The 24,843-nt window shown below is 61.0% G+C and carries 20 protein-coding genes; 9 read left to right on the top strand and 11 right to left on the bottom strand.

Annotated features, from left to right (window positions below; genetic code table 11):
- Positions 1-14: 14 nt before the first annotated feature.
- Complete coding sequence (locus CFE35_RS13195; RefSeq protein WP_292931086.1) at positions 15-4,253, bottom strand: strawberry notch-like NTP hydrolase domain-containing protein; 4,239 nt, start codon at positions 4,251-4,253, stop codon at positions 15-17.
- A 73-nt stretch (positions 4,254-4,326) separates the two neighbouring features.
- Complete coding sequence (locus CFE35_RS13190; protein WP_292931084.1) at positions 4,327-5,223, bottom strand: toprim domain-containing protein; 897 nt, start codon at positions 5,221-5,223, stop codon at positions 4,327-4,329.
- Between CFE35_RS13190 and CFE35_RS22530 the strand changes: the two genes are divergently transcribed.
- On the top strand, positions 5,113-6,006 hold the full coding sequence (locus CFE35_RS22530) for a lytic transglycosylase domain-containing protein (RefSeq protein ID WP_366557147.1): 894 nt from the start codon (positions 5,113-5,115) through the stop codon (positions 6,004-6,006). The genes CFE35_RS13190 and CFE35_RS22530 overlap by 111 nt on opposite strands.
- Before the next feature lie 164 nt (positions 6,007-6,170).
- On the opposite strand, the gene CFE35_RS13180 is transcribed toward CFE35_RS22530, so the two are convergent.
- Positions 6,171-6,653 carry a VOC family protein gene (locus CFE35_RS13180; RefSeq protein ID WP_292931083.1) on the bottom strand — a complete coding sequence of 161 codons (483 nt, stop codon included), beginning with the start codon at positions 6,651-6,653 and terminating at the stop codon, positions 6,171-6,173.
- 25 nt (positions 6,654-6,678) lie between these two features.
- On the bottom strand, positions 6,679-7,899 hold the full coding sequence (locus tag CFE35_RS13175; RefSeq protein WP_292931082.1) for an amidohydrolase family protein: 1,221 nt from the start codon (positions 7,897-7,899) through the stop codon (positions 6,679-6,681).
- A gap of 281 nt (positions 7,900-8,180) precedes the next feature.
- On the opposite strand from CFE35_RS13175, the gene CFE35_RS13170 reads away from it, so the two are divergent.
- On the top strand, positions 8,181-8,642 hold the full coding sequence (locus tag CFE35_RS13170; protein ID WP_292931081.1) for a nuclear transport factor 2 family protein: 462 nt from the start codon (positions 8,181-8,183) through the stop codon (positions 8,640-8,642).
- Here the strand turns inward: CFE35_RS13170 and CFE35_RS13165 are convergent.
- Genes CFE35_RS13165 through CFE35_RS13145 form a run of 5 tightly spaced genes read right to left on the bottom strand, consistent with a single transcriptional unit; the run spans position 8,639 to position 14,375 of the window.
- Positions 8,639-9,433, bottom strand: a complete 795-nt coding sequence (locus CFE35_RS13165; protein WP_292931079.1) for a TIM barrel protein — start codon at positions 9,431-9,433, stop codon at positions 8,639-8,641. The two genes, CFE35_RS13170 and CFE35_RS13165, sit on opposite strands and share 4 nt — an antisense overlap.
- Positions 9,434-9,478: 45 nt before the next feature.
- On the bottom strand, positions 9,479-10,711 hold the full coding sequence (locus CFE35_RS13160; RefSeq protein WP_292931077.1) for an MFS transporter: 1,233 nt from the start codon (positions 10,709-10,711) through the stop codon (positions 9,479-9,481).
- 55 nt (positions 10,712-10,766) lie between these two features.
- Positions 10,767-11,921 carry an acyl-CoA dehydrogenase family protein gene (locus tag CFE35_RS13155; RefSeq protein ID WP_292931076.1) on the bottom strand — a complete coding sequence of 385 codons (1,155 nt, stop codon included), beginning with the start codon at positions 11,919-11,921 and terminating at the stop codon, positions 10,767-10,769.
- 14 nt (positions 11,922-11,935) lie between these two features.
- Entirely contained in the window at positions 11,936-13,582 is a 1,647-nt protein-coding gene (locus CFE35_RS13150) for an AMP-binding protein (protein ID WP_292931074.1), read from the bottom strand.
- 1 nt (position 13,583) lies between these two features.
- On the bottom strand, positions 13,584-14,375 hold the full coding sequence (locus CFE35_RS13145; RefSeq protein WP_292931072.1) for an enoyl-CoA hydratase-related protein: 792 nt from the start codon (positions 14,373-14,375) through the stop codon (positions 13,584-13,586).
- Positions 14,376-14,536: 161 nt separating this feature from the next.
- Here CFE35_RS13145 and CFE35_RS13140 point away from each other — a divergent pair, with 161 nt between their 5' ends.
- On the top strand, positions 14,537-15,463 hold the full coding sequence (locus CFE35_RS13140; protein ID WP_292931070.1) for a crotonase/enoyl-CoA hydratase family protein: 927 nt from the start codon (positions 14,537-14,539) through the stop codon (positions 15,461-15,463).
- 17 nt (positions 15,464-15,480) lie between these two features.
- Here CFE35_RS13140 and CFE35_RS13135 read toward each other — a convergent pair whose 3' ends face one another.
- On the bottom strand, positions 15,481-16,317 hold the full coding sequence (locus CFE35_RS13135; RefSeq protein WP_292931069.1) for a TauD/TfdA family dioxygenase: 837 nt from the start codon (positions 16,315-16,317) through the stop codon (positions 15,481-15,483).
- Between the two features lie 187 nt (positions 16,318-16,504).
- Here CFE35_RS13135 and CFE35_RS13130 point away from each other — a divergent pair, with 187 nt between their 5' ends.
- The 3 genes from CFE35_RS13130 to CFE35_RS13120 all read left to right on the top strand — a co-directional run bounded on the left by CFE35_RS13130 (position 16,505) and on the right by CFE35_RS13120 (position 20,075).
- Positions 16,505-17,731 (top strand): FAD-dependent oxidoreductase, encoded by a 1,227-nt coding sequence (locus tag CFE35_RS13130; RefSeq protein WP_292931068.1) that lies wholly within the window; start codon positions 16,505-16,507, stop codon positions 17,729-17,731.
- Between the two features lie 59 nt (positions 17,732-17,790).
- Positions 17,791-18,654 (top strand): SDR family NAD(P)-dependent oxidoreductase, encoded by an 864-nt coding sequence (locus tag CFE35_RS13125; RefSeq protein WP_292931067.1) that lies wholly within the window; start codon positions 17,791-17,793, stop codon positions 18,652-18,654.
- Positions 18,655-18,854: 200 nt separating this feature from the next.
- Positions 18,855-20,075, top strand: a complete 1,221-nt coding sequence (locus CFE35_RS13120; RefSeq protein ID WP_292931066.1) for an amidohydrolase family protein — start codon at positions 18,855-18,857, stop codon at positions 20,073-20,075.
- Between the two features lie 117 nt (positions 20,076-20,192).
- Here the strand turns inward: CFE35_RS13120 and CFE35_RS13115 are convergent, their stop codons facing one another.
- Entirely contained in the window at positions 20,193-21,833 is a 1,641-nt protein-coding gene (locus CFE35_RS13115; protein WP_292931065.1) for an FAD-dependent oxidoreductase, read from the bottom strand.
- Between the two features lie 130 nt (positions 21,834-21,963).
- Between CFE35_RS13115 and CFE35_RS13110 the strand changes: the two genes are divergently transcribed.
- The 3 genes from CFE35_RS13110 (at position 21,964) to CFE35_RS13100 (ending at position 24,826) form a co-directional block, all read left to right on the top strand.
- Positions 21,964-22,827, top strand: a complete 864-nt coding sequence (locus CFE35_RS13110) for an SDR family NAD(P)-dependent oxidoreductase (RefSeq protein ID WP_292931064.1) — start codon at positions 21,964-21,966, stop codon at positions 22,825-22,827.
- Between the two features lie 107 nt (positions 22,828-22,934).
- Positions 22,935-24,236: an aromatic ring-hydroxylating dioxygenase subunit alpha gene (locus CFE35_RS13105; RefSeq protein ID WP_292931063.1), complete on the top strand. Its 1,302-nt coding sequence runs from the start codon at positions 22,935-22,937 to the stop codon at positions 24,234-24,236.
- Between the two features lie 17 nt (positions 24,237-24,253).
- Positions 24,254-24,826, top strand: a complete 573-nt coding sequence (locus CFE35_RS13100) for an aromatic-ring-hydroxylating dioxygenase subunit beta (RefSeq protein WP_292931062.1) — start codon at positions 24,254-24,256, stop codon at positions 24,824-24,826.
- Positions 24,827-24,843: the final 17 nt, after the last annotated feature.

The following is a 24,843-nucleotide window of genomic DNA, read 5'->3' as shown; positions in this document are numbered from 1 at the left end:
GGGCAGGCCGCTGGTCAGCCAGCTTGATCTGCGATTTGCCTCAGAATCACCGCAGCACCTTCGAGCGGAACGAACAGACGTGTCTGGAACCGAATGATATCGGTGAAGCAACCCCGGGCCTTGTACCAATCGAGCCGGCTTGCCGACCAACCGGTCAGTTCAAGCCGCTGCGCGCCGTTGACGAGGCTCCGTTTGAGCATAAGCGTTTCCCTCGCCTTGACCGGCATGGCACGGCCACTCGTGAGAACCGCCGCAATGAGGCTCTCAGGTGCAATCTCGGGTATGGCATCAAGGCCGAGCGCATTGCATATCTCGCCGGCGGCATGCAGTGGGACCTCGCGGCCAAGCAGTGAGCGGCCATCGCTTGCGGAGATGCGGCTCACCCGAACATAGTCGGTTGGCAGCTTATCCCAGACCGGAAGCAGCAGCCCCGTAGCCAGATGTAAGCGTTCGCGCTTGAGCGAGGATAGAGCTTCGTCGACTTCGGTTTGCCATGCGGCGCGGAAGGCGGGCTCATCGACCGGTTCCCAGCTGCTTTCTGCCAGCTGATCAGCGGACAGGTATCCACGCTTCAAAGGGCGCACCAATTCGTGGCGCGTGATGCGGCTCCCGTCATCGGCAAGCAGGCTGCGCGCTGGCACAAGCAACGCCGCCCTGCCCGAGCGGGAATTGCACATCATCCGCCGACGGCTGCAGGACGTGCCTTCGAGTTGACCAAGCCGATCGAGCGCCAGAGGCTTGAGCGCACGCGCGATCTCCAGTTCCAGCAGGTGGGTTGTGGCACCAGACACGCTGTCGGTCCGCAGCAAGGTGTCGGACAGGATCTCGAAGCTTTCGACAGCAATGGTCTCGAGCCCGAGATCGAGCGTCCCTGCTGCTCGTGCCGCATCGATCCGCGCTTCAACGAGACCCAGGAACTCATCGAAGATCGCGTTCTGGAGTCCGATCGGCAGGGCGAGGATACGGTTGAGCCAGCGCTGGATCGTGGGGAGATCATCGACCACCCCGCCATCGGCGCTCTCGATCCTGAGGCCGGTCAGATCCTGAAACCGGGCCAGCCCGACCGCTTCGAGCTTGCCCATGAAGAGCAGGCCAAACCAGCGGTTCAGCGCTTCCTTGGCATAGATGCTCTCCAGATTGTCGGCAGGATTGAACAGGTTCTGCCCGCCGGTCTGGCGCTGGCCTCGCGTCAGCGCGCCAAGGCTGTCAAGCCTGCGCGCGATCGTCGAGATGAAGCGGCGCTCGCCGCGCACGTCAGTCGTGACCGGGCGGAACAGCGGGGCTAAGGCCTGATTTGTGCGGTTGGTGCGGCCTAGGCCCTGGATCGCAGCATCGGCCCGCCAACCCGGCTCAAGCAGGAAATGGACGCGGCGTGCCTGATTCTTGGCGGCGAGATCGGCGTGATAGCTGCGCCCGGTGCCGCCGGCATCCGAGAACACGAGGATACGCTTGTCGCCGTCCATGAACGCCTGGGTCTCGGCAAGGTTTGCGCGCGGAGTGCGCGACTGCAGCTTCTGGCGCCCGTCAGATCCGACGACGAGCCGCTTGGTGCGCCCGGTAACTTCCGCAACCTTGTCGGTGCCGAAGCGTTCGATGATCGCATCGAGTGCGGTTGCGATCTGCGGCAGCGCGCAGAGCTGCTCGACCATCCGCTCGCGCGCGGCAAGCGCGGCCTGGCACAGCACCGGCGCGCCGTGTTCATCGCTCATCGGCTCGGAGCGGGGATTACCGTTCTCGTCGGTGAAGACGGCCATCAGCCGGACAGGGAAGCTCTTCATCAGGTAGTCGACCACGTATTCCCGGGGAGACAAGTCGATTTCCAGCGCTTCGCGTTCCTCATCGGACAGATCGGCGAGGCGGCGCTCGAGCATCGCCTCGGCTGTGGAGACCAGCTGTACGACGACTGCGTGGCCTTCCTGCAACGCCGTATCGATTGCCGGGAGCAGGCTTGGCAACTTCATGGACAGCAGCAGCTGCGCGAAGAAGCGTTGCTTGGTGCCTTCGAAGATCGAGAGCGCTGCCGATTTTGCTCCGCTGTTGAGCGTGCCGCCCGTTTCACAATCGACGACACGTGTGGCCTCAAGCGCCTCGCGCAGATTGGCGTGGATGATCGCCCAGGCATCGGCATAGGCATCGTAGACTGCGATCTGATCTGCGCTGAGGTGATGCTCGAGGATCTCGTATTCGACGCCGGCGAACGAAAGTGCCCGTGCAGTGTAGAGCCCCAGTGCCTTCAGATCGCGGGCAACGAGTTCCATTGCAGCAATGCCTCCTGCGCGGATATCGGTCACGAACTCCTCGCGGGTGGCAAAGGCCGTTTCTGGTCCCCAGAGGCCGAGCCGTGTAGCGTAGGCGAGATTGTTCACGTCCGACGCTCCGGTCGCCGAAGCGTAGAGCACACGCGCTCTTGGCAGCAGGTTCTGGAGACGCACGCCGGCGACGCCCTGTTCCGAGCCCTTTGTCTTCCCGCGCGAGCCTTCGCCGCCCGCAGCATTGGCCATGGCGTGTGCTTCATCGAAGACGATCACCCCGTCAAAGTCCTCGCCGGCCCAGGCGAGGATCTGATCGAGCCGGGTGGCATCAGCGCGGCCCGAGCGCAGCGTTGGGTAGGTCACAAACAGGATTCCCTCCTGCATGGTCACGGGGCTGCCGAGCTTCCATGTCGCAAGAGGCTGGATATCGATCGGCAAGCCGCCGAGTGCTGACCAGTCGCGGCGCGCGTCTTCGAGCAGCGCCTCGTTCTTGGATATCCAGATATGGCGGCGCCCGCCTTGGACCCAGCGATCGAGAATGACGCTCGCGACCTGGCGTCCTTTGCCGGCGCCAGTGCCGTCACCCAGGAAATACCCGATGCGATAAGCACTGCCTTCGGCGCTGGCCTTGAGCATGCAGCCTTTGTCCTCGGGCGCAAACAGGCCGGGCAAGTCGCGTGCATGGGCACTGACAGCGTAGACGAGCGTCTCGATCTGCGCTGCCGAGAGCAGCCCGCGCGCAACGGCAGTTCCGGGGAGCTTCGGCACCTCGGTTGGCACCGGCGCGGTGATCGAGCCCATCGCGACCGATTCCACCAGCGGCGTGGGGTGCTCCGCAGCCCCTGCGATCTCGATCCGGCTGGGCCGATAGGGCAAATAATGGCCGACCTGCTCGGGCGTCGGGGCCGGCACATCGAGCGCTTTGTAGGCGATCGGGGCGGCTGCTTCCCGTGTGGCAGTTGGCCTCGCCGGCATTGGCGATGGACGGAGCCCCGGGCGCAGCAAAGGCAGTACCCTTTGAGGACGAAGCGACGCTGCCGCCACGGCTGGTCCTGTGGCGCGAGCAGGCACGGCATCCACCAGAGTGTACAGTTCGGCAAAACCCGAGGTTCGAGCGATGACCGGCTCGGTGACCGCATCCACCTTGTCGAGCACCAGCAGCCGCGTGGTGATCGAAGTACCTTGACCCAAGAACCCGCGCTCAATGGCGACGTTGAGGCGCAACGCCGCCGGACCGGTCATGCGGCCCAAGAACCGGCCAATGTCGAACCACTCCGGCATGATCGCGGTGAGCCGTCCGCCAAGGGCAAGGCGGTTCCATGCCGAACGCAAGTGCCGCGCACCCGTGCGGCCGTCATGACCACGCTCTGCGCCCCAAGAGTAGGGCGGGTTCATCAGGACCACCGCTGGCCGAGGCGCCGCGCCCAAAAGGTCGTCGATCAGTTCTGCGTCGTGGCCCGTAATACTGGCTACTGGGAACAGGTGACCGAGACAGTCCCGCCGCAGCGCGGAGATCTCGTTGAGGGCAAGCCGTGCGCCCGCCCTATCTGCCCAGACCGCCAACATGCCGGTTCCGGCGGAAGGCTCAAGGACGAGATCGCCGCGTGTGATGCAACAGGCCCTTGCCGCTAGCCAGGCAAGGCGCGACGGGGTCGCGAACTGCTGGAGTTCGATCTGCTCGTCGCTGCGCGTGGTCTGGCGCGGCACCAAGGATTCGAGGCAGCCGAAGAATTCGGCGGCATTAAGTGGGCTAGCGTCCAAACCAATTGCCGACTGATCCTTCAGCCAGATCACTTGCGCAATTTCGAGCGCAGCGTGGGCATCGCGAACGGACCAGCGTCCTGCTGCATCGCTGCCACCGAATTGCACGGAGAGCTCTGCGTTGAGGACCTCGCGCGTGATTGCCTCGGATCGGGCAAAACGGTCTGCGAGAGCTTGGGCTACAGAGAGAACAAGGGGTTGGCCGGCAAAGGGCAAGGCGAGAACGGGGAGAGTGGACATGCGAAACCTCCTGACGAAACCTGCGCCGTGCAGGTCTCGAAAGGCTCCAAGGCCCCCTCCCCTCTCTTGGTCGTCAGACCTCGAATGCCTGACCTGCCACCAGAACATCGTTGAAGTCGGTTCCCGGCTGCGGCGGACGATGCGTCAGGATCGTGAGCCCTTCCTGCGCATAAGCAGCTCGCGCGCGCGCCTCGGCCAGCACACCGCCGGCATCGTGGTCGATGAAGAGGTGGAGCTCAGACACACTCTCGGGGATCGCGACCAACCCGAAGCGCTCGGTACCCAGCGTCGCCCAGCAAGGGATCCCAGACAGCTGTTTGGCAGACAGGGCCGTCTCGATCCCCTCGGCCAGTCCAAGCTTCCCGCCGCGCGGACCATGCAGGCGCACGGCACCGCGGCCCAGCGAGCCAAGCGCACGCTTCGGACCGTCAAACTTGGCGATCTTGCACGTTTTGGCGTCGAGGAAGGTGCGGTGGAGCGCGAGGATGCCCAGGTCATTGCGCACAGCCGCGACCAGCGCTGGCAGGAACTGCACCGCGCCCTTGGGCCCCAGAGGTGTTCGCGCCAGGAAGCGCAGATCAGGCGAACCAGCCACAATGCCGCGCCGCGCCAGATAGCGTTCAGCGAGACTGCCCGTCAGACAGGCGGCCTCACGCCACAGGCGCTGAACATTCTCCGGCGGAGCTTCGTCCGATCGAACGGCGCGGACCGGTTCGGATCGTCCGTCGAACAAGGTCGCGGGCTTGATGCCCCGCTGCGCCAGCGCCGCGAGAACGGCCTCGTTCGCGCAGCCGGCAAAGCAATGAAACAGGATCGCCCGCGACCCGAGCGTCACGCTGAGCGACGGGGTGCGGTCATCATGGGCTGGGCAGCGGCACATGCCGCGCGCACGCGACCAGGAGCCGCCAAGATCAGCGACAATCTGCCGGGCACGGATCTCAAGTCGATCAGTAGTGAGGGCATTCGACATCGGGCATCTCCATCGTGGATGCCACCGCCCGCGCAGCCTCCGCTCTGCGCCCATTCGAAATGCGCTTTCATGCGCAATGTGTTCTATATATGTTCCCATCCGATTCGGCTAGTGAAAGGTTCAACTATGTCAGTCCCAAGGCTTCTTCTGGTGATGCTAGTCGCAGTGCGGTTGCTGTCGCATGCCGCAATCGCTGCAGAAGCAACGTCAAGTGCTGGCGCCAATGCAACGCCGGCCCCAGTTGAGGTCTCGACCAAGCTTGGCCCGGCCGGCTTTTCTCTCGTAACATTCTGGAATCGGGGTGCAGAACCGATCGAGCGGTGCAACGGGGGATGTACGGCAACGCAGAGCACGGGGATGGTGCGGGGAGCGAAGGCTGTCCCTGCCAGCAACTTCCGGCGTGCGAGCTATCTCCGTCACGTGCGCTCGGCCGAACGACGATACGCCCTTCCCCTTGGCCTCCTCGACGCAGTGATCTGGATAGAATCGCGATACAATCCTTTCGCTCTCAGCAAAGCTGGAGCAGCAGGTCTGGGGCAACTGATGCCCAAAACTGCGCATGCACTCGGTGTAGCCAACCGCTACGATCCGCTGACAAATATCGAGGGGTCTGCGCAGTACCTGCACGAAATGCTGAATCAGTTCGGTACTGTCCATCTTGCCATCGCAGCCTACAATGCTGGTCCAAAGGCCGTTCGGACGGCGCGCGGCATCCCTGATAATGGCGAGACCCTAGAATACGTACATCAGGTAGTGACCGCTTGGAGGAACAATCTGGACTGACATAATGTCCATTCTTCCGCGATAGCGTCAAATCCGTTTCAAGATTGCCAAAGCGCTCGGAACGCGATTCAGCGCCTAGCCGAATCCATACATATGGATCGATACCTCCATTATTGGCGCCGCCGGCCCGCGATGCGCGAACATGGGAAGCAACCCAACACGCTTCAGACGGCTGACTTGAAGACCTCGCGATTTTCAAGAAATGCCTGCCAATCCGCAAAGGCGCCGCGATCGACCAGTTCGATCAGCGTGCCGTCCGGCAACGCGTGGAAAACAAATCCAACGGGTTTGCCTTCCGCGAGCGGGCACATGATCCGAGGGTTGCCAAGAGCTTCAAGCCTTTGAGAATCTGCGGCGAGATCATCGGACCAATAGCCAAGGTGATGCATCGGCCGCCCAGGCACGGGCACGCTGGGTGTACCCGGGATCGCCTGGACAATCTCGATATGTGGCGCCTCGACCGAGTAGACCGCTTTGAAATCAAGATGCTTAATGCCCTGGCCTGCAAGCCAGACGTCCATGCCGACTTCGATGACCGGACTCCACGTCAACCCGAGGCTGCGCGCATAGTCTTCGCAGGCCGCATCGAAGTCATCAACAACGATACCGATATGATAGAGATCGCGCTGCGCGAGGGAGCTCGACATCGACTAACGTCCCGACAGGTGATGTTCAGTTTGGAACCAATAGCTTGGCATTCTCGCAATAGAACATCTTCATGATCTCCTGCCCCATCCCCTGCCGCGCAAAGCTTCTCACGGTGTCGCCCATGGGGTTTTTGCCGCCCTCGATGTGTGGGAAGTCGCTCTGATAGCAATAGACTTCCGGCATGCCATAAAGGCTGATGTAGTGGCCAACGTCCTCGAACCCGAAGGGTGCCACCCGGACATTGCGGCGAATATACTCTGACGGCTTGAGGCTCAGATCGGGTTTGCGTGTTGCCGATCCGAGGAAAATGCCGGAACCATTGATCCACATGTCGAGATGCTCGGCAAGTGGGCCAATCCAGTTGCCGCCGGTTTCCATAGCGCCATAGCGCAAGGTTGGGTGCCGTTCGAACACCCCGCCTACGATCATGGTGGTAAGGAAATTCTCGGTGGCGCGATGGTTGGTCGACAAGATCCAGGGATCGAGCGAATGTTCCTCGCCCATGCGGAAGCCTTCGAAGGCCGGGGCTTCACGCCAGATTTCTGTCTTCAGAAAACCGTGATCCGCGCCCACGTGCGCGTAAATCGGCACGGCAGCGCTAGCCAGTGCATCCCAGAGCGGATCAAGGTCGGGGTGGGCTGGTGATCTTCCGGCGGGCGGCGTTGAACTTGGCATCCAGAGACCGCGCACGCCGTCTGCAATAAGGCGCTTTGCTTCTGAGATCAGTTCATCGGGCGTGTCACCGCACAGGATCCCGACTGGTTGAAAACGCGACGATTGTCCGGCCGTGCGGCCGACCCATGCATTGTAAGCCTTGATCAGCTTGAGAGCATAGCTGCGCCTTTCCTCGGCGGCCCAGGACAAGGTCCTCATGAGGTTGGGATTGTGCGCGTTGGCATGGAAATAGACCGCCATGAGCCCCATGGCGCCAGGGAACACGATCTGCTGCTTGACCCCAGTGAGGTTCATCACCTCAAGTCGGCGCTCAAAATCGAAAGCACCTGGTGCTGCGAGCCGCTTGTTCTTCCAGACGGTATCCGCATTGATCTCGGTGTCGTCTTTTTCCTTGAGGTCGAGCCCCACGGGAAACTTCGCGTCGGTCAAGGCGTTCGCAAAGTCGTTGACGATCGATCCGTAGCGTTCTTGCCAATGGTTGATCGGCAACGATTCATGCGTGTCGACATCAATAATGTCGCCAACGAAGGGCAGGAGTTCTTCAGGAACTGCATAATTCATCTGTGCCATCGCTAGCTCCATTCGCAGCGCCGATACGTGGGCAAATCTCAGAGTTGCTTCAGCCCGCAATTGATCGATCCTGGGCATGGTGCGCGACAAAGCACGTTCCCACATACCACATACGGACGAGACAGGTCCGGAGCGGCTTTCACCGGATACGGTGTGGTGCCATGGACTTCTCATCGCACTTTGCGCGAGTGCCTGCGCCTCATCCGATCAGACGACGAAGGCCCCCGATGACGCGCGCATCACCAGTCTCGCAGTTGACTGCCGGACGGAGTAGGCCGCACTTGGTTGACGATCAGAAATTGCTCGACCGCGAAGGGCTTCTTGAACTGGCCCGAAGGTGGCTTATCGTTCTTGGTGAACTCGATGCTGACGGGAACCGCAACATCGAGGCTTTGATGGCGATGTTGTGCGACGAAATCGACTATCAGATCCCTTTCCTCGAGCAGCCCTTTCATCTGGTTGGCAGCGCAGCGGTCCGCACCTTTATGGAATCGATGCAGGGACTCTTTTCGGATATTCGCTACGAGGTGGAAACCTTGTATGCTGACGTGGCGGCGCAAACTGCCGTGTTCGAAATGACTTCATCGCGGCTGATCCTTCCGGACCGTCTCGTCTATGCAAACCGCTATGTGTTCCGCCTCACCGCACGCGGCAATCAGGTCTGCGCCATCCGCGAGTACGTCAATCCGCTTCCAGCGCAGGAGCTTTCCCGGCGCCTGAAACTGGGGAGTGGCAATACCTAGTTCTCTGTGCCTGCGTTGGCTTCAAGCCACGCTCGGCTGCGGACCACAAGGTCGCGCGCCACGTCAAAGGGGTTTGATCCTGCTTTGACAAGTCTTTGCCGCGGCATTTCGAGGCTTACGGGCATCGCTGGCGGGGCGATCGCCAGCAAACGATTCAAGGGAAATGAACCCTCGCCGGGCAGCATCCGATCGCGGCCCGCCTCCGCCATATAGTCATCCTCGCTGGCTTCGAGCGGGCCATCACATATCTGCACATATCCGATGAGATGGGGGGCAAGCGCTTCAATCTGCTCCCATAAAGTACCCGTACGCGTGATGTGCAAGGGATCGAGTGTCAGAGCGCCGCACCCTGCGCGGCTGATGATCGCCAGCGCTTGTGCCAGGGCATCGACCTTTCCAAAGCCCGTAAATTCGATGCAGGGTAAAATGCCGCGCGCGGCGCACAAGCCTCCGAATCGAGCAAACTTATCGGCAGCGCTCTCAAGGGGAAGGTCGCCAATGCGGGCATTGGCACAGATCGCCCCGAGCGCCGCGCCGCGATCAAGGCCGGGGCCATAGTCGGCCGGGTCGACGCCGCGCAGGATCGGAAAGGATGTAATCCCAAGGACAGACAGGCCAGCGTCATCCAGTTGCTGCCTGACCTGCTGAATCCGCGCATCATCGATCACCACCGGGACCATGCCGCTATCGGCGGGCTGCTGGGTAAAAAGGCACACGTGATTTGCACCTCCGGCAGCCGCCGCCGCGATCAGTTTGTCGACCGAAAGGTCAAGCGCTGAGAGATGGTGCAAGGATAGTGGACGAATGGGGCGTGAGCCTTCGTGGGGCATCGGCATTCAGCCCCGTTCCGAAGCATCGAGCTCAGGATATGGACGGCAGAGCAGCAGCAGCAGACTGGCACCAGCAAAGCAGGCAGCGAGCAGCTTTAGCGAAACGTCGTAGCTCCCGGTACGATCGTACAGCGTGCTGAAGATCAGGGGGCCGAACGTGATCCCTATGCTGAACACCGTGAACAGCACGCCATAAATCGTGGCGTAGTTCCGGAGACCAAAATACCGCGCAGTCAGAAACGAGGCGATATCGAACTCGGCGCCAACGGCCAGCCCAATCAGTGCCGAGCAGATATAGATCGACAGGTCTTGCGTCGAACCTCCTGCCAGCGTTGCCCAAGCCAGCGCCGACACCAAGAGGATGGCAGCGCCAACCCGCGGCGCGAAGAGGCGGTCGAGCAGAAAGCCCCCGGCAAGACGCCCCGCGATGGCGGAGGAACTCAGTATGCTGAGGGCAGATGCCGCACCGAAACGGCTGAACCCCTTATCGACCAGGATAGGAACCAGGTGCAGGACGCTGCTCATCACGGCGCTTGCCGCCAAAAGAAAGGAGGCCGCCAAGACCCAGAACTCGCGAACGCAGACAGCTTCACGCAGTGTCAACCCGGGCTTGTCCGCGTGACCGCGATCAGACTGCCTTTGTCGCGCCGTGCGGCCCGAGCTGCGATCACCAAAATGGAAGAAGGCGACCGGCACGACTACGAGCAGCACGTAAGCTGCGAGCCCCGAATAGGCGAGCCGCCACCCAAGATGCCCGATCAACCAAGCGCCGGCGAAGGGAACGATCGCGCCAACCAATCCGATACCGCTGAGCGAAATTGCAAGGGCTGCCCCGCGATTACGAGAGAAGCCATTGGCAACAGCAACAGACCAAACGACGGGGGAGCAAAATGCACCCGAGATACCAACCAGCCCCCACACGACCACATAGGCTGGATAGCTTCGAACAGCACCAACCATGGCGAGGCACAGCGCGGATGCGCAGACGGCCGGCAAAGCGATGCGCCTTGGCCCATATTGGTCGACCAATCTCCCGACAAACGGCGTAAGCAGCATCGTGAAGGCGGCCGTCAACGTGATGGCAAATGTAATCCTCGAACGCCCCCAGCCAAACTCCGCCGCAAGAGGGGAAGCAAAGAGGCCGATCGAATAGGTTGGGATACCGGATGCGCCCGTCCCCAGCGTAGCTGCCAGCAATAGGAGCCAGTGTCTGGTTTCGCGCTCACTGGCATCGCCCATGAATGATCCTGCCTTGATGGACCGCTGCCCTGGTGGGGCGATCTAGTCGCCCCCTTTATTGCGAGCGTGAGGCCACCAACCGGCGGCCGATGATGAGCTTCATGATATCGGTTGTGCCGCCAGCGAGACGGGCAGCGCGCGCATCCGCATAGGCCCGGGCGATCGGATATTCCCACATGTATCCCCAGCCACCGAAGCAGGTCACGCATTCGTCGACGACTTTTGCCTGCACTTCGGTGCTCGAAAGCTTGACCACGGCCGCATCGAAATCATCGAGTTCGCCTGCCAGATGGGCTTCAAGGCAGCGATCAACCAAGGCTCGCTGCCCCGCAATTTCGGAATAGAGCGTCGCAAACCGGAACTGGATCGCCTGAAATTCGGATACACTCTTTCCGAAAGCCTTGCGCTGAACAGTGTAGTCGATCGTCATGTCGAGCGCCGCTTCGGAGGCAGTGACTGCCCTGATCGCCTGCACCAGCCGCTCCTGCGGCAGTGACTTCATCATGTGGAAGAAGCCCTGGTTTTCGACCCCGACCAGATTGGATACCGGCACTCTGACGTCGTCGAAGAAGATCTCGGCCGTATCCTGAGCCTTGAGGCCGATTTTCTCGAGCAAGCGCCCGCGCCGGAAGCCCGCGCGGTCGGCTTCGACGAGGATCATACTGATGCCTTTGGCCCGCGCTGCGGGATCGGTCTTGCAGGCAACGATGAACATGTCGGCATTGTGGCCATTGGTGATGAACACCTTGCCCCCGTTGATGACATACTCGTCGCCGTCGCGAACAGCACTGGTCTTGATCGAGGCCACATCGCTGCCAGCATCGGGTTCCGACATGCCAAGCGAGCAGATCTTCCGACCGGCCACCATATCTGGCAGCAACGTGCGCTTCTGCTCTTCCGTGCCGAAATCGATCAGATAAGGCGTGGCAATATCGCTGTGCGTGTAGAACGCGATGTCCGGCGTGTTGGCCCGGGCCAACTCCTCGATTACGATCGCGCTATAGAGAAAATCGGCACCATAGCCGCCAAAGGCTTCGGGCACGGTTGTGCACAGGAGCCCTGCCTCCCCGGCCTTTTCCCACAGCGAGCGCGGGGTAATCCCGGCCTTCTGCCAATCTTCGTGATGCGGCTTGATTTCGTCTGCAATGAACCGGCGAACCGAGTCACGAAACATGTCGTGTTCGGGCGAAAACAGCTTGCGTTCCAGCATCTTCCAGATCTTTCCTATTCAGGTCGGGCCGCCAGGCGGTCCCAAGTCGTTTCGGTAACCCCGCGGCTGCGCAAATCGCCCTTCTTGACCTTTTCCGATGGCGTCTTGGGCAGTTCGGCAATCACTTCGATGAAACGCGGAACGGCAAATGCCGGCATGCGAGGCTTGCAGAACTCGATCAGGTCGGAAGGCTCGACCCGTTCCCCTTCGATGGCAACCACGAAGACCATGACCTCGTCTTCGCCGCCATCATCGTCGGCCGGAACGCCGACGACTGCGCATTCGGCAATTGCCGGATGCGAACGAACCACGTCCTCGACTTCGAATGAGGAGATGTTTTCGCCTCGCCGGCGCAACGTGTCCTTCAACCGGTCGACAAAATAGTACCAACCCTGTGCATCACGTCGAACCGCATCACCGGTATGGAACCACAGGTCCCGCCACGCTTCGATTGTCTTTTCGGGCATGCCGAGGAAACCGTCGCTGATGACGCCGGGCACCTTTGGGCGCACCAGCAACTCGCCTGTTGCCGGACCTTCAAAAGCCTCGCCACTTTCGGGATCGGCGATCGCCACATCAAACCATTGATCGAGGAGGACCCCGCAGGCGCCCGGGGGGATCGGCTCGCCCCACGGCGACAGGAAAGGCATGGAAATCTCGGTTTGACCGAATCCGGTTGTGATCGCTTCAATGCCGTAGCGTTCGGAGATCGCCGCACAGAGCTTGTCCGGAACCGGTGCGGCAAAGATGCACCGCAACCGATGATCGCGATCATTGTCCTGTGCCGGCTGCGCGTTCACGAAGGCCATTGTCGCCCCGAGAAGATTGGTCACGGTTGCCTGCGACCGACGGATACGGCCAATCCAGTCGCTGGCGCTGAACTTGCGATACAGCACGCAGCGGATGCCCATGACCAGAGCCGGATAGATCGACTCCAACTGCGCATTGGCATGGAAAAACGGGAAGCCGGTCAGATAGACATCGTCTTGCGTCAGTTGGCAGACCTGTATGATTTCTTCGGCAAAGAAGTAGATCTGGCGATGCGACATCAGCACCGCCTTCGAGGGCCCTGTGGTTCCCGACGTGAACAGCACCGAAGCCAGATCCCTTGAGGACACGGTAACTTCCGGGTTCGCCCTGTTGTCCGATTGGAGCCTGGCGAAGGGGTGACATGCGACCCGGGCGAAGCCCGCAGGGAGTGTGTCTGCCTCGCCTTCCTCGTCATCGAGCAGAATGACGCCATCCAAGTCGGCCAGGTCCGCTTCGACTTCCGCAACCCGGTGCGAGAGTTCAGGCGTGGTTACGATCCACCGTACCTCGCTCAGCTTCAAGGGATGGCGCAGGAACTGCCCCTTGAAACTGTCGCCAATGGTCACTTCCGCAGCGCCAAGCTTGTTGAGCGCAAACCAGATCAGTGGGTACTCGAGGCAATTGGGCAGAAAGATCGCAACTTTATCGCCCTTCGCCACGCCGAGCGAAGCAAAGCCGTGTGCAAGTTGGTTTGCCCTTGCGTTTACCTCTGCAAAGCTGAGAGGCGCGCCCGCATCGGTCCATTGGAGAAACGGTGCGTCTGGCCGGACAGCGGCGTGGTGCTCCAAGATCTGCGGCAGAACCCACTGATCGCGGGGAAACATAGGTTCAAAATGCGGGAAGGTCTGCAAGTTACTTCCCCGCCTTCGGATCCGTTCGGAAGCGGCGGAAATCGGGTTTGCGCTTTTCCATGAACGCCCGAGCGCCTTCCAGGTTCTGGTTGGTTCCGGCTGCGTGCATCAAGAACTGCTCGCCGTGCGAAATCGCCGGTTGCATCATGTCCCACCACGTATTGGCGGATACCTTGGACAATTCGAGATAAAGCGGGCTGCGATCGAGCAGTTCCTCGCACCATCTATCGACTTCGGCCGACAATTCCTCGTGCGGCACGACCTTGTTGATCCAGCCCAGATCGCAAGCTTCCTGCGCGGTATACTGCCGACACATGAAGACCATTTCCTTGGCTTTCTTTTCGCCAATGTTCAGGGCCTGCAGGTTGGTTGCTCCCCAGATCGGGGTGCTGCCAACCTTCGGGCCGACCTGCCCCAGCTTCGCGCGGTCAGAAGCGATCGCAAGGTCGCAGGCAACCACGATCTCGTTTCCGCCACCGATTGCATAGCCGTTGACCGCGGCAATGACCGGCTGACGCGCCTTCCGGATGGCAAAGAACGCCTTGCCCGAATTACGGTAGACTTTCCGCGAACGTTCCACATCGAACTCAGCGATATCCGCGAGGAAACCGCCGGCGCAGAACGACCTGTCTCCCGCGCCGGTCAGCACGATCACGCCGATCTCCCTGTCAGCATCAGCCGACTCGACAGCATCCGCCAAATCAAGCCAATCCTGATCATCCAGCGCATTCAGCCGGTCGGGGTTGTTGATTGTGACACGGGCAATGCCGCCATTCTTTTCGTACGAAATCACCGAAACTTCTCCGCAAACGCCTGCAGCGCGCTTTCAGCACAGCGCACCTGTCCAGCAATCGTCCGAATGAGGGAGGCGTTTAGCCCGGGGGCATGTTGAACAGCGCCCTGACGCTCAGACGGCCGACCCTTTAGGGTACGGACGGAAAACAGGATGCCCGCATGACCTTCCAGTTCATTCAGTACGATGTCGCAAATGGCTACGCCACGATCACACTGAACCGCCCTGAAAAGCGAAATGCTCTCTCAATGTCGCTACTGGGAGAACTGAACGCCGCTCTCTGGGAAGCGGATGATGACAAGGAGGTCAACGCTGTCCTCATCAAAGGGGCCGGCAAGGATTTCTCGACCGGCTATGACCTGACGCCCGAAGTGGTCACGAGCGTGCGCCCCAAGCTGCGCCAGTCGACCTATCGTCGCGGCGGGCTCTACGAGGACGACTACGCTACGCTCTCCGATGACGCTTGGCGGCTCGAATTCTCGCAGCGGCTGAGAATGGCGATCTTCGACATGCACAAGCCGGTTGTCGCCCGCATCCACGGCAATTGCCTGGCGGGGGGAACAGACGTCGCACTGCTATGCGACATGCTGATCGCGGCCGATGATGCACGGATCGGCCATCCGGCCGCGGTCGATGTAGGCACCACGCCCAACTCCATGTGGCTGTATCATGTTGGCCCGCAGTGGGCGAAGCGCATGATGCTGACAGGTGACACGATTTCTGGTGCCGATGCCGCCAAGGCTGGCCTCGTTATGAAGTCGGTGCCCGCCGAATTACTCGATGCCGAAGTCGAAGGGCTCATGCGCAAACTCGGCAAGATCGACAGCGACGCCTTGAGGGCGGGGAAGCGGATCATCAATTTGGGGCTTGAGCTTATGGGCGCGCGAACGCTCCAGCGGCTCGCCGCTGAGAATGATGCACAGCTGCATACCGCACAGGTGACCCGCGAGTTCCGCGAGTTGGTCAAGGCCGAAGGGCTCAATGCGGCACTTGCCAAGCGCCGAGCATCCTTCCCGGATGCGCAGGTGCGTTTTGATCGGCCTGAGCTGCGCGATGAAACCGGGCGTTTCCTCGACGAAGGCACCTGATCCGCGAGGCTGCCCTGTTAGTCGACGGGCAAGGTGGCCAGCTCGGGAAACATAATGGCAAAGCCAAGTCCGCCGATCGAAACGCGTTGCAGGCGGCGGATCACCCCATCTGGAACCATTGGTCGGCCATGCTGGGTCGCTAAGTTGTCCCAGAACACCACGTCGCCGGTGCGCCATTGATGGGAATAGATCGCCTCTGCTCGATAGAGGAACCTGAATACCTCTTCCAGAAGCGCTTCGGACTGATCGTCGTCGAGGCCACTGATGCAGTCGGCTGCGTTGAGGCTGATTGTCAGGAACTCCCTGCCATTCTCTGGATGAGTGGAGAAGACCGGCCACCACCGCTCCGGCCAGCCGAGTCCCACAGGCACGGGCTGATCCCTGAGACGGTTGCGGCGGTCGAATAACAGGCCCAGCACCAGTTTGACGTCGCGTCCCAAGAGCCTTGCGCGAAGGTGCGCCGGAATGTCACGCGCTGCCCGGGTTGTGCTGATGAAGTTTGTACAAGTGCTGTCCGGGGTCACATCGAGCGCATGCAACGACAGGGCATGATGCGGGTCGGGGCCGTACATATTGTCGCTGTGGTAAGCGAGGCCAGAGTTCTTGAACAGGTCGAGCTTGGAGGTGTTGTCTAGCTCATCAGAATCGCCAGCGACGCAAAGGGGGCCGAGCAGACTTGCGAGGCTCTGATGGGTTCCGCGATCCAGCGACTGGCTGCGGGCAACAATCAGTTCGTGCATAAGGAACAATTGGCGAAACTGCTCTTGCTGTTCCCCGGACAGCGGCGACGAGAGGTCTTCGAGGATTTCGACGCCAAAGGGCTCGATCGGTCGCGTTCGCAGCAAGCTCGACATCGGTCATCATCCCGGATCAGGCGAGGGACTCTCGCACTTGGCGAAAGTTCCGCCAAGGTAACTCGGATTTGCAACGGATTGCGCAAAAGCATCCACTCCGGCCTCGTCTGGCAGGACGATCCATCAGCTGCACGAAGAGCCTAACAGCACCGGGTCCGACTGACGGATCAAAGATCATGGAATTCGCGTGAAAACAGCAGACGTCATCATTGTTGGTGCCGGCCACGGCGGTGCCCAGGCAGCTATTGCCTTACGCCAGCAGGGCTACGCCGGGTCGATCACGGTGATCGGGCGCGAGCCGGAGCTTCCCTATGAACGCCCGCCGCTGTCCAAGGAATACCTGGCACGGGACAAGACCTTTGACCGCATCCTGATCCGGCCGGCGCAGTTCTGGAAGGAGCGAGCGGTGAGCATGCGCCTTGGAACCGAGGTCACCGCGATCAATCCAGTTGGCAAATCCGTCACGCTGTCCGACGGCAACTCGCTGCACTATGGCGCATTGATCTGGGCTGCAGGCGGTGATCCCCGCCGACTCTCCTGCCCAGGCGCGGAGCTGGCCGGGGTCCATGCCGTACGCACACGGGCCGATGCTGACCAGTTGATGCGTGAGCTGGATGGCGAGGCGAGCCGAGCCGTCGTGATCGGCGGCGGCTACATCGGGCTGGAGGCAGCGGCGGTACTGATCAAACTCGGCTGTCACGTCACGCTGCTTGAAGCTCTCCCCCGTGTGCTCGCTCGGGTCGCCGGCGAAGTTTTGTCGGCCTTCTACGAGGCCGAGCATCGCTCCCAAGGCGTCGATCTGCGGACGGACGTGACGGTGGACAGTCTTGTTGGGGACGGCGCAAAGGTCACGGGTGTGCGCCTGGCGGGTGGCTCGGTTCTGCCCGCAGACCTTGTCATCGTCGGGATCGGCATCAACCCCTGCATCGCCCCCCTGCAGGCAGCGGGCGCGGCCTGCAGCAATGGCGTGGACATCGACGCGTTCTGCCGCACCTCCCTGCCCGATGTCTATGCGATCGGCGACTGCGCTGCACACGCCAACTCGTTTGCAGACGACGCAGTGATCAGGCTGGAATCGGTACAGAACGCCAATGATCAGGCGTCCACTGCGGCGAAGGCCATCTGCGGTGCGCCGACACCTTACAAGGCCACACCCTGGTTCTGGTCCAACCAGTACGATCTCCGGTTGCAGACTGTCGGTCTGTCCACAGGACACGACCAGACGGTTGTGCGCGGAGATCCGGCAGCGCGAGCGTTCTCGGTGATCTATCTTAAGCAGGGTAAGGTGATCGCGCTCGACTGCGTGAACATGGTCAAGGACTATGTCCAGGGCAAGAAACTCGTTGAAGCGCGCGCCGTGGTGCCAACCGAGAAGCTGGCGGATGCCTTGATCCCGCTGAAGGACCTTGCGTAGCGATCAGCAGGCGCTGCGGCGCGTCGCACTGGCAAAAGCTTTCGGGAAGGAACCGTTCCATGGTGGATCGTCAGGTTGCAATCGTCACCGGGGCCAGCTCCGGCATCGGCTTTGAGGTGGTGCGCGGCCTCGCGCGGGCGGACTTTCGCGTCATCGCCCACGGCCGCAGCGCTGACAGGATTCGTGAAGCGCGGGCGAGCCTTACGCAGGAGTTTCCACAGGCAGCCGTGGAATGGTTTCGGGCGGATTTTTCGGACATGGCACAAGTCCGCCAGGCCGCCGAGGAAATCGGGGGGCTGACCGGTCGGATTGATGTCCTGGTCAACAATGCCGGCCAATTGCTGGACAGCAAGATCGTCACGGTCGACGGTTTCGAACAGACCTTTGCCGGAAACGTGCTGGCACCATTTCTGCTTACATCGCTGCTCACGCCGCTGCTTGAGAAATCCAAGAGCCCTCACGTCATCCAGACGTCTTCGGCAGGACACAGCTATGTCGAGGATATGCGCTGGGATGATCTGCAACTCGAACAGGATTTCGATGCCTCGGTGGCTTACCTCCAGAGCAAGCTGGCGAACCTGATACTCGCGCGTGAGTGCGCACGCAGGCTTGCCGCGAAAGGCATTGTGTCGAGCGCTGTTCATCCCGGTACTGTCCAAAGCCGCTTCACCGAAACGGCTGATGAGAGGACCAAAGCGTATTTTCGGGCTGCAGCGGCGACCGGTGATCTGAGCACGCCCGAGCAAGGCGCCGATACGATCATCTGGCTAGCCTGTCGTCGCGGCAATGCCCTGCCATCGGGCGGGTACTTCAGCGAACGCCAAAGGGTCGAACCGTCACTTGCTGCCCAGAACCCCACCTCCGGACCACGCCTCTGGAAGGCCTGCGCAGACCTCCTCGGTCTGCCCGGTGGTCCAACCTAAAGCCTTACGCAGCTGCCATTTTGACAGGCGCCCCCACGCGGTGATCTGCCCCCAGGGACAGGCTGTGTGTACTCACAATGGACGATGTTTGCGGGGGAGTAGCGTGGGATTGAGGTGGTGTCTGGATGGCGGCGCGGCTGATGGGCCGCGTGTGTCTGCCCGATCTGATTGACAACGTAACAGCGTATTTGGAGGCTGCAATGGCGACAGTTCTTGAACAACCAATGGTCGGCTACCCGGTCGAGCTGGCGAAGTATGCCGGGAAGATGTGCGATGCCGACGCGCATGAATGGGTGCCGTCCGAGCTTTGGGTTGAGATGTTTGGCGAGGTTACCCGCCCGTTTGCCGAACTCGATTTCCACAACCTCAAGGGCATGAAGAACAACTACTTCAAGGACGTCGATTCCGAACTTCAGAACAGCCTGAACTTCCGGTCGGCATGGTTCGGCAAGGGGCCTTATGCCTATGGCTCCTACGATCTGGACCAGCGGCTCGAGTGGATGGACTTCTGCGGCATCGACAAGCAGATCATCTTCCCCGGCAACCTCGCGATCAACGCGCTGTTCCTCTATGCCAATGCCGACGTGCCCTCGTTCTTCCCGCAGATCACCGGCGATCGCCGCTGTTATGCGGTGCAGATGATCCGCGCCCAGAACGATTGGGTGGTGCGTAGCCAGAAGCAATCGAGCCGCCTGCGTCCGGTCGCGGTGCTGATCGGCGAGACCCCTGATGAGATCTATGCCGAAGCCAAGAATCTGGTCGATCGCGGCGTGCGTGCGGTGTGGTTCCCCAGCTCGATGCTGCCCGGCGGCATGTCGCCCGCACACAGCTCGCTCGACAGGATGTGGGCCCTCCTGGCCGACAGCGACACCGTCGTCACCACCCACGTCGGCAACGAGGCGGGCTTCTACCGCACGCTGGACTGGCGCGAGGCCGAAGCCTTCAAGGGCTTCCTGATCGGCGAGGAGATCGAGCTCGATCCCTGGACCGTCTCGACCATGCACCTGCCCTCGCTCAACTTCCTCACCGCCGTCGTCACGGGCGGTGTGTTCGAGCGCAACCCCAACCTGCGCTATGCCGCGGTCGAGACCGGCGCACACTGGATCGGTCCGATGTCCCATTACCTCGACATGTGGGGCTGGGAAGCCAAGGGTTCGGCCCTGTGGCGCGCCAAGCTGCCCAAGAAGCCCAGCGAATACCTCGCCCGCAACGTGCGCTGCGCCGGCTTCCCGTGGGAGCCGATCGACAAGTACATCACCGACAACGGCCTCGAGGATTGCTACTGCTACGCCTCAGACTTCCCCCACGTCGAAGGCGGCACCGACTCCATGCACAACTGGGCCTCGCGCCTTGCCGGCATGGGCGACGCCATCACCGAAAAGTTCTTCGTCAAGAACGCGCAGTGGATCATGCCTGACTGATCAAACCCGGTCAGACACAAACTGAAAACGGGGGCAGAGAAATCCGCCCCCGTTCTTTTCTGTATACTGTGCAAATGCGCGGCACCAGGCAAGGTACCCCCCTGCTCAACAAAGCCGTCAGGAGTTCTTCAAGCGCCGGGCAACGTGATCACCGGCGAGATAGCCGAATGTCATTGCCGGACCGAGCGTGGAGCCTGGACCGGGATAGGTCCGTCCGAACACCGATGCTGTCGAGTTACCTGCCGCATAGAGCCCTTCAATCGGCTTGCCGATAACGTCGAGCACGCGCGCATCGCCGTCGGTAACGTAGCCACCCTTTGTCCCCAGATCGCCCAGATTGATCTTGACCGCGAGGAACGGCCCCTTTTCGATAGGACCGAGATTGGGGTTCGGCTTGTTGTTTGTATCGCCCCACATCACGTCATAAGCGCGCGTGCCCCGGCGGTAGTCCTCATCGCGCCCCTTGCGGACCATCTGGTTGAAGCGTTGCACTGTCTGCTGGAACTCTCCTGCCGGAATTCCGCACTGTGCGGCAAGGCCATCAAGCGTGTCCGCCTTCTTGAAGAAGCCGTAATCAAACATCGCCTTGGGGGTATTGCCGGGGAAGAACCCGCCGAACGTATACTTTTGACGGTGACGCGCATCCATGACGAGCCAGCATTCACTGATGCCCTCGCGGACCATCGCCTGGCCGAACTCGTAATAGTCAGCTGACTCGTTGACGAAACGGCGACCTTTGGGATCGACGCAGATGCTGAATGGCAAGGATCGCTCCCAGTGACAGAACACCACGACATTGCCGGGATAGACGAAGCACGAACCCCACCAAGCCTCATCCATCATCGCCGTCATCGCGCCGAGCCCATTGGCCATCGCAACAATATCGCCCGTGTCTTCCGGGATCGCAGAGGAATAGCGACCATCTTCTACCTGGAGCTCGGAACGGAAGGCGGCATGCGCGAACCCGCCTGCAGCCAGCAGCACTCCGCCGCGCGAGCCGATGCGCTTCAAACCGGCTGGCCCTTCGACAACGACCCCGCAAATCCGGCCGTCCTCTGAGACGAGTTCGCGCAAAGGTGTTTTCAGGCGGACTTCGATCCCCAGGCGAGACGCAATCAGCATGAGCTGCGCGGCGAGGCTTTCGCCTGCAGCCACGGAGTCCTGCCCCAGCGCCTTGGCGACCTTACCCCGTGTAAACACATAACCCATCTGAAGGATGGAACGCACGCTGGAGAGGCCGCGGCCGATCAGGGGAATATCCTTAAGCCGGATCGCAAAGGGTGCTGGGCCCCTACGCATTGTTGCGGCGAGGGGACCCAACTTTTTCACATTGAAGTACTTGGAATCGAGGTTGCGTCCAAACTTGGAATGTGGCGCCTGCGACTGGTAGTCCGCATGACCCTTGTCACAAGTCCAGCCCATGCCCTCTTCTACCATCAAATCAACCATGCGGGGCGCAGCTTCAAGGAATGCGCGGCGCCGTGACGGTGCTGTCGCCAGGCCTTCATCGTTCACCACGGCATCCAGGAACAACCCGGCTTCCTCGATGGAATCCTGGATACCTGCGGCAAGCTGGATGCGGTTTGCCGGTGCCCAGACCCCGCCCCCGGAAAGGGCCGTAGTGCCACCCCAGACGTCGGCCTTCTCGACCACCAGCACGTTCAGGCCTCGCCGCTTTGCGGTGATAGCCCCGGACAGGCCGCTAGCCCCGCTCCCGACAACAATGAGGTCAAACATTTCATCGAAGCCGCCGGCCATTGCACTCTCCAGTCATCACAAGGGTTTGTCGATGCGGCCTCGCGCGCAACGCCGCCTCGTCCAAACGGGCTAAGTCGGGTGCCTGGCATCCCGCCTCAGGGTGCCGCGCATACCATAGTCTCTAAGGACCATGGCGCAGCGCCCCCCCTATCTTACGAAGGTCAAAACGGAAGAGCTGATAAATCGGGGCTGGATGTCTATGACGCTCGTCGAAAAATATGGTCCATGGGCGCTTGTTGTCGGCGGCTCCGAAGGGGTTGGCGCGGCGTTTGCTGCACAGCTCGCCCAAGCTGGCTTCCATCTCGTGCTTTCAGGCCATGAAAGCCCCTCTCTCGTACAGACAGCATCGGCGATCGTTGAGGACACCGGTGCAAAAGTGCGCACGGTGACCCATGACCTGTGCATCGATGATCCCCTCCAGCCGATACGTCGTGCCACAGATGATTTGGAAATTGGCCTGCTGATCTACACTGTGGGCTCGGTTGTGCCGGCACCGTCGTTTGTCGATGCACCTCTTGAGCTGGGCCTCCGGGCCATGCGCCTGAACGCCCTCGGCCAAACCAGTTTTGCCCATCATTTTGGCGGACGGATGAAGAGCCGTGGCCGGGGCGGGATCATCATGATCGGCTCGAACGGCGGCATTTGCGGCATCGGCGGACTCGCCTGCTACGCGGCCGCAAAGGCCTACACGCAGATCTTCGCAGAGGGTCTGTGGGCTGAGCTCAAGCCATTCGGGGTCGATGTGCTCTGCGCTGTGCTCGGTCCGACGCGTACACCCTTTCTTGGTAGGCTGGGGGTGCCCATCGACGATCCGGCCTTTGCCGGCGCTTGGCCGGCCGACACTGCTGCGGTGGCACTAGAAAGCCTTGGCAACGGGCCCGTAGTCTATCCGGGTGGAAGCGATGACGTTGTCCAGGCGACCGCGGGCCTTTCCAGAGCGGATGCGGTGCAATGGGCAACAGAACGTGTTCGCGCCATGTCTGTCGGAACCTAGGGCCGAGCTTGACCGCGCTTTCACCTTCTCGTCCGAACGAGGGATGAGTTTACCGGGCTTATGTGGCCCTTGTCAGATCAATCAATTACCGCAGGAGCGGAAGTGCCATGGAACTGGATAAACTGGTCGACCTCGAGAAGCGGACTGTCTCGCCGCTGATCTACACGGACGAAGAAATCTATCGGCGCGAGCAGGAGCAGATCTTTGCCCGGTGCTGGCAATTCGTCGGCATGGCTGCCGAGGTTCCAGAGGCCAACGATTTCGTGACATCGTGGATCGGCGAAGAGCCGGTCGTGATCACGCGCGACGGCGAAGGCAAGATCCATGTCATGCTCAACAGCTGCACCCATCGCGGTGTGAAGGTTTGCCGCGCGGAAAAAGGCTCGGCCAAGACGTTCACGTGCCCGTATCACGGCTGGACTTTCCGCAACAACGGCAAGCTCACCGGCGTTCCGCGCTTTCAGGAAAGCTATCACGGTGAACTGAACCGGGATGAGTACAACCTGATCGAAGCGAGGGTGGAGGACTTCCATGGTCTGATTTTTGCCTGCTTCGACCCGGAAGCCCCGTCGTTTGACGAATTCATGGGCGACATGAAGTGGTATCTTGAGCTGGCGATGAACCGCACACCGGGTGGCTGGGAGATGATCCAGGGCACCGAAAAGCTCTTGGTCGATGCCAACTGGAAGCTGCAGTCCGACCAGTTCTGCGGCGACAATTATCACGCCGACTATACCCATCGCAGCGTTTTGATGATCTTTCCGGAAGCCGATTTCCGGGATGATGCATCGAACGACAATTTCACCGTCCGCCTTCCCGGCGGTCATGGCTTCTACCGGGTCGATTCAGTCACGACCGAGAACCCTGATGCGCCAGAGGTCGCGCAGTATATCCGCGATGTCACTGCGGTGCGTAAATCACGCATGGATCCCGAACGAGCGTCAATGCTGGGCGACGGCACGACATGCATCTTCAACGTGTTTCCGAATCTTTCGGCGCTCTCGACACCCGAGTTCACCCAGCTGCGGCTCAATCTCCCGCGCGGCCCTGGCAAGCAGCTGCTGGTGTTCTATCTCATCTGTGACAAGGAAGCGCCGCCGGCTTATAAAGAAGCGGCTGCCCGCCAATCCGCCTTTGCCTTCTCCGCATCGGGCGTGTTCGAATTGGACGACGGTACCTGCTGGGCCGAGGCTACCAGCACGATGCGCGGGGCCATCCGCAGCCAGAAGCCCCTGCCCTACATCATGGGAACCGGCCGCGAGCAACCGCGAGACAATCGGCCTGGTCTCTTTTCCGAAGTGCCTAACGAAGACACCGTGTTCGGGTTCTATCGTGGCTGGCTGGAAACGATGCAGCATGGTCCGACGAAGAACGATGACCACACTGTTGCATCGATCGCGGCTGAGTGAGCACAAGGGAACTGGCAATGAATATCTCGGTAGAAACGATCGAGCCTGGACAGACTTCGGCCCTTGCGCTTCATCTCGCATCGCAGGGTATCCGCGATCAGGTAGGCGCCATGCTATCCTATGAGGCATGGCTGCTGGACAATGACAACTACGAGGCGTGGCTTGCGCTGCTGGCGCCTGACATCCGCTATGTGGCCCCGGTTCGGCGTAAGATTGCAAACGAGAACATCGACCTCGCCACGATCGACACAATACCGAGCATCTCAGCGCATTTTAACGACGGCTTGATGCAATTGCAGATGCGCGTGAAGCGCTTTCGCACGGGGCACAACCACTACGACCGCCCCGCTGCACTGACGCGACGTGTAGTCGGAGCACCTGTTCTGCTTGGTTGGAATGACGAGGCTGGCGAAGCGCGCGTTTCATCGAGCTTTCTGATGATCCGCGCCCGCGAGGAAAGGGAAGAAGCGCTGTTTGCTGGTGGTCGCGAAGATATCTGGCGCAGGACCAATGACCAAGAATGGCTGTTGGCGCGGCGCATGATCTCGCTCAATCATCACATCGTGCCGCCGCTGTCGATCTTGTTCTGAAACAACCGCTCAAGAAT

The organism is Novosphingobium sp. PASSN1, from assembly GCF_002278815.1.
The sequence above is the reverse complement of the archived record's forward strand: the minus strand, read 5'-3'. Positions and strand labels throughout refer to the sequence as shown.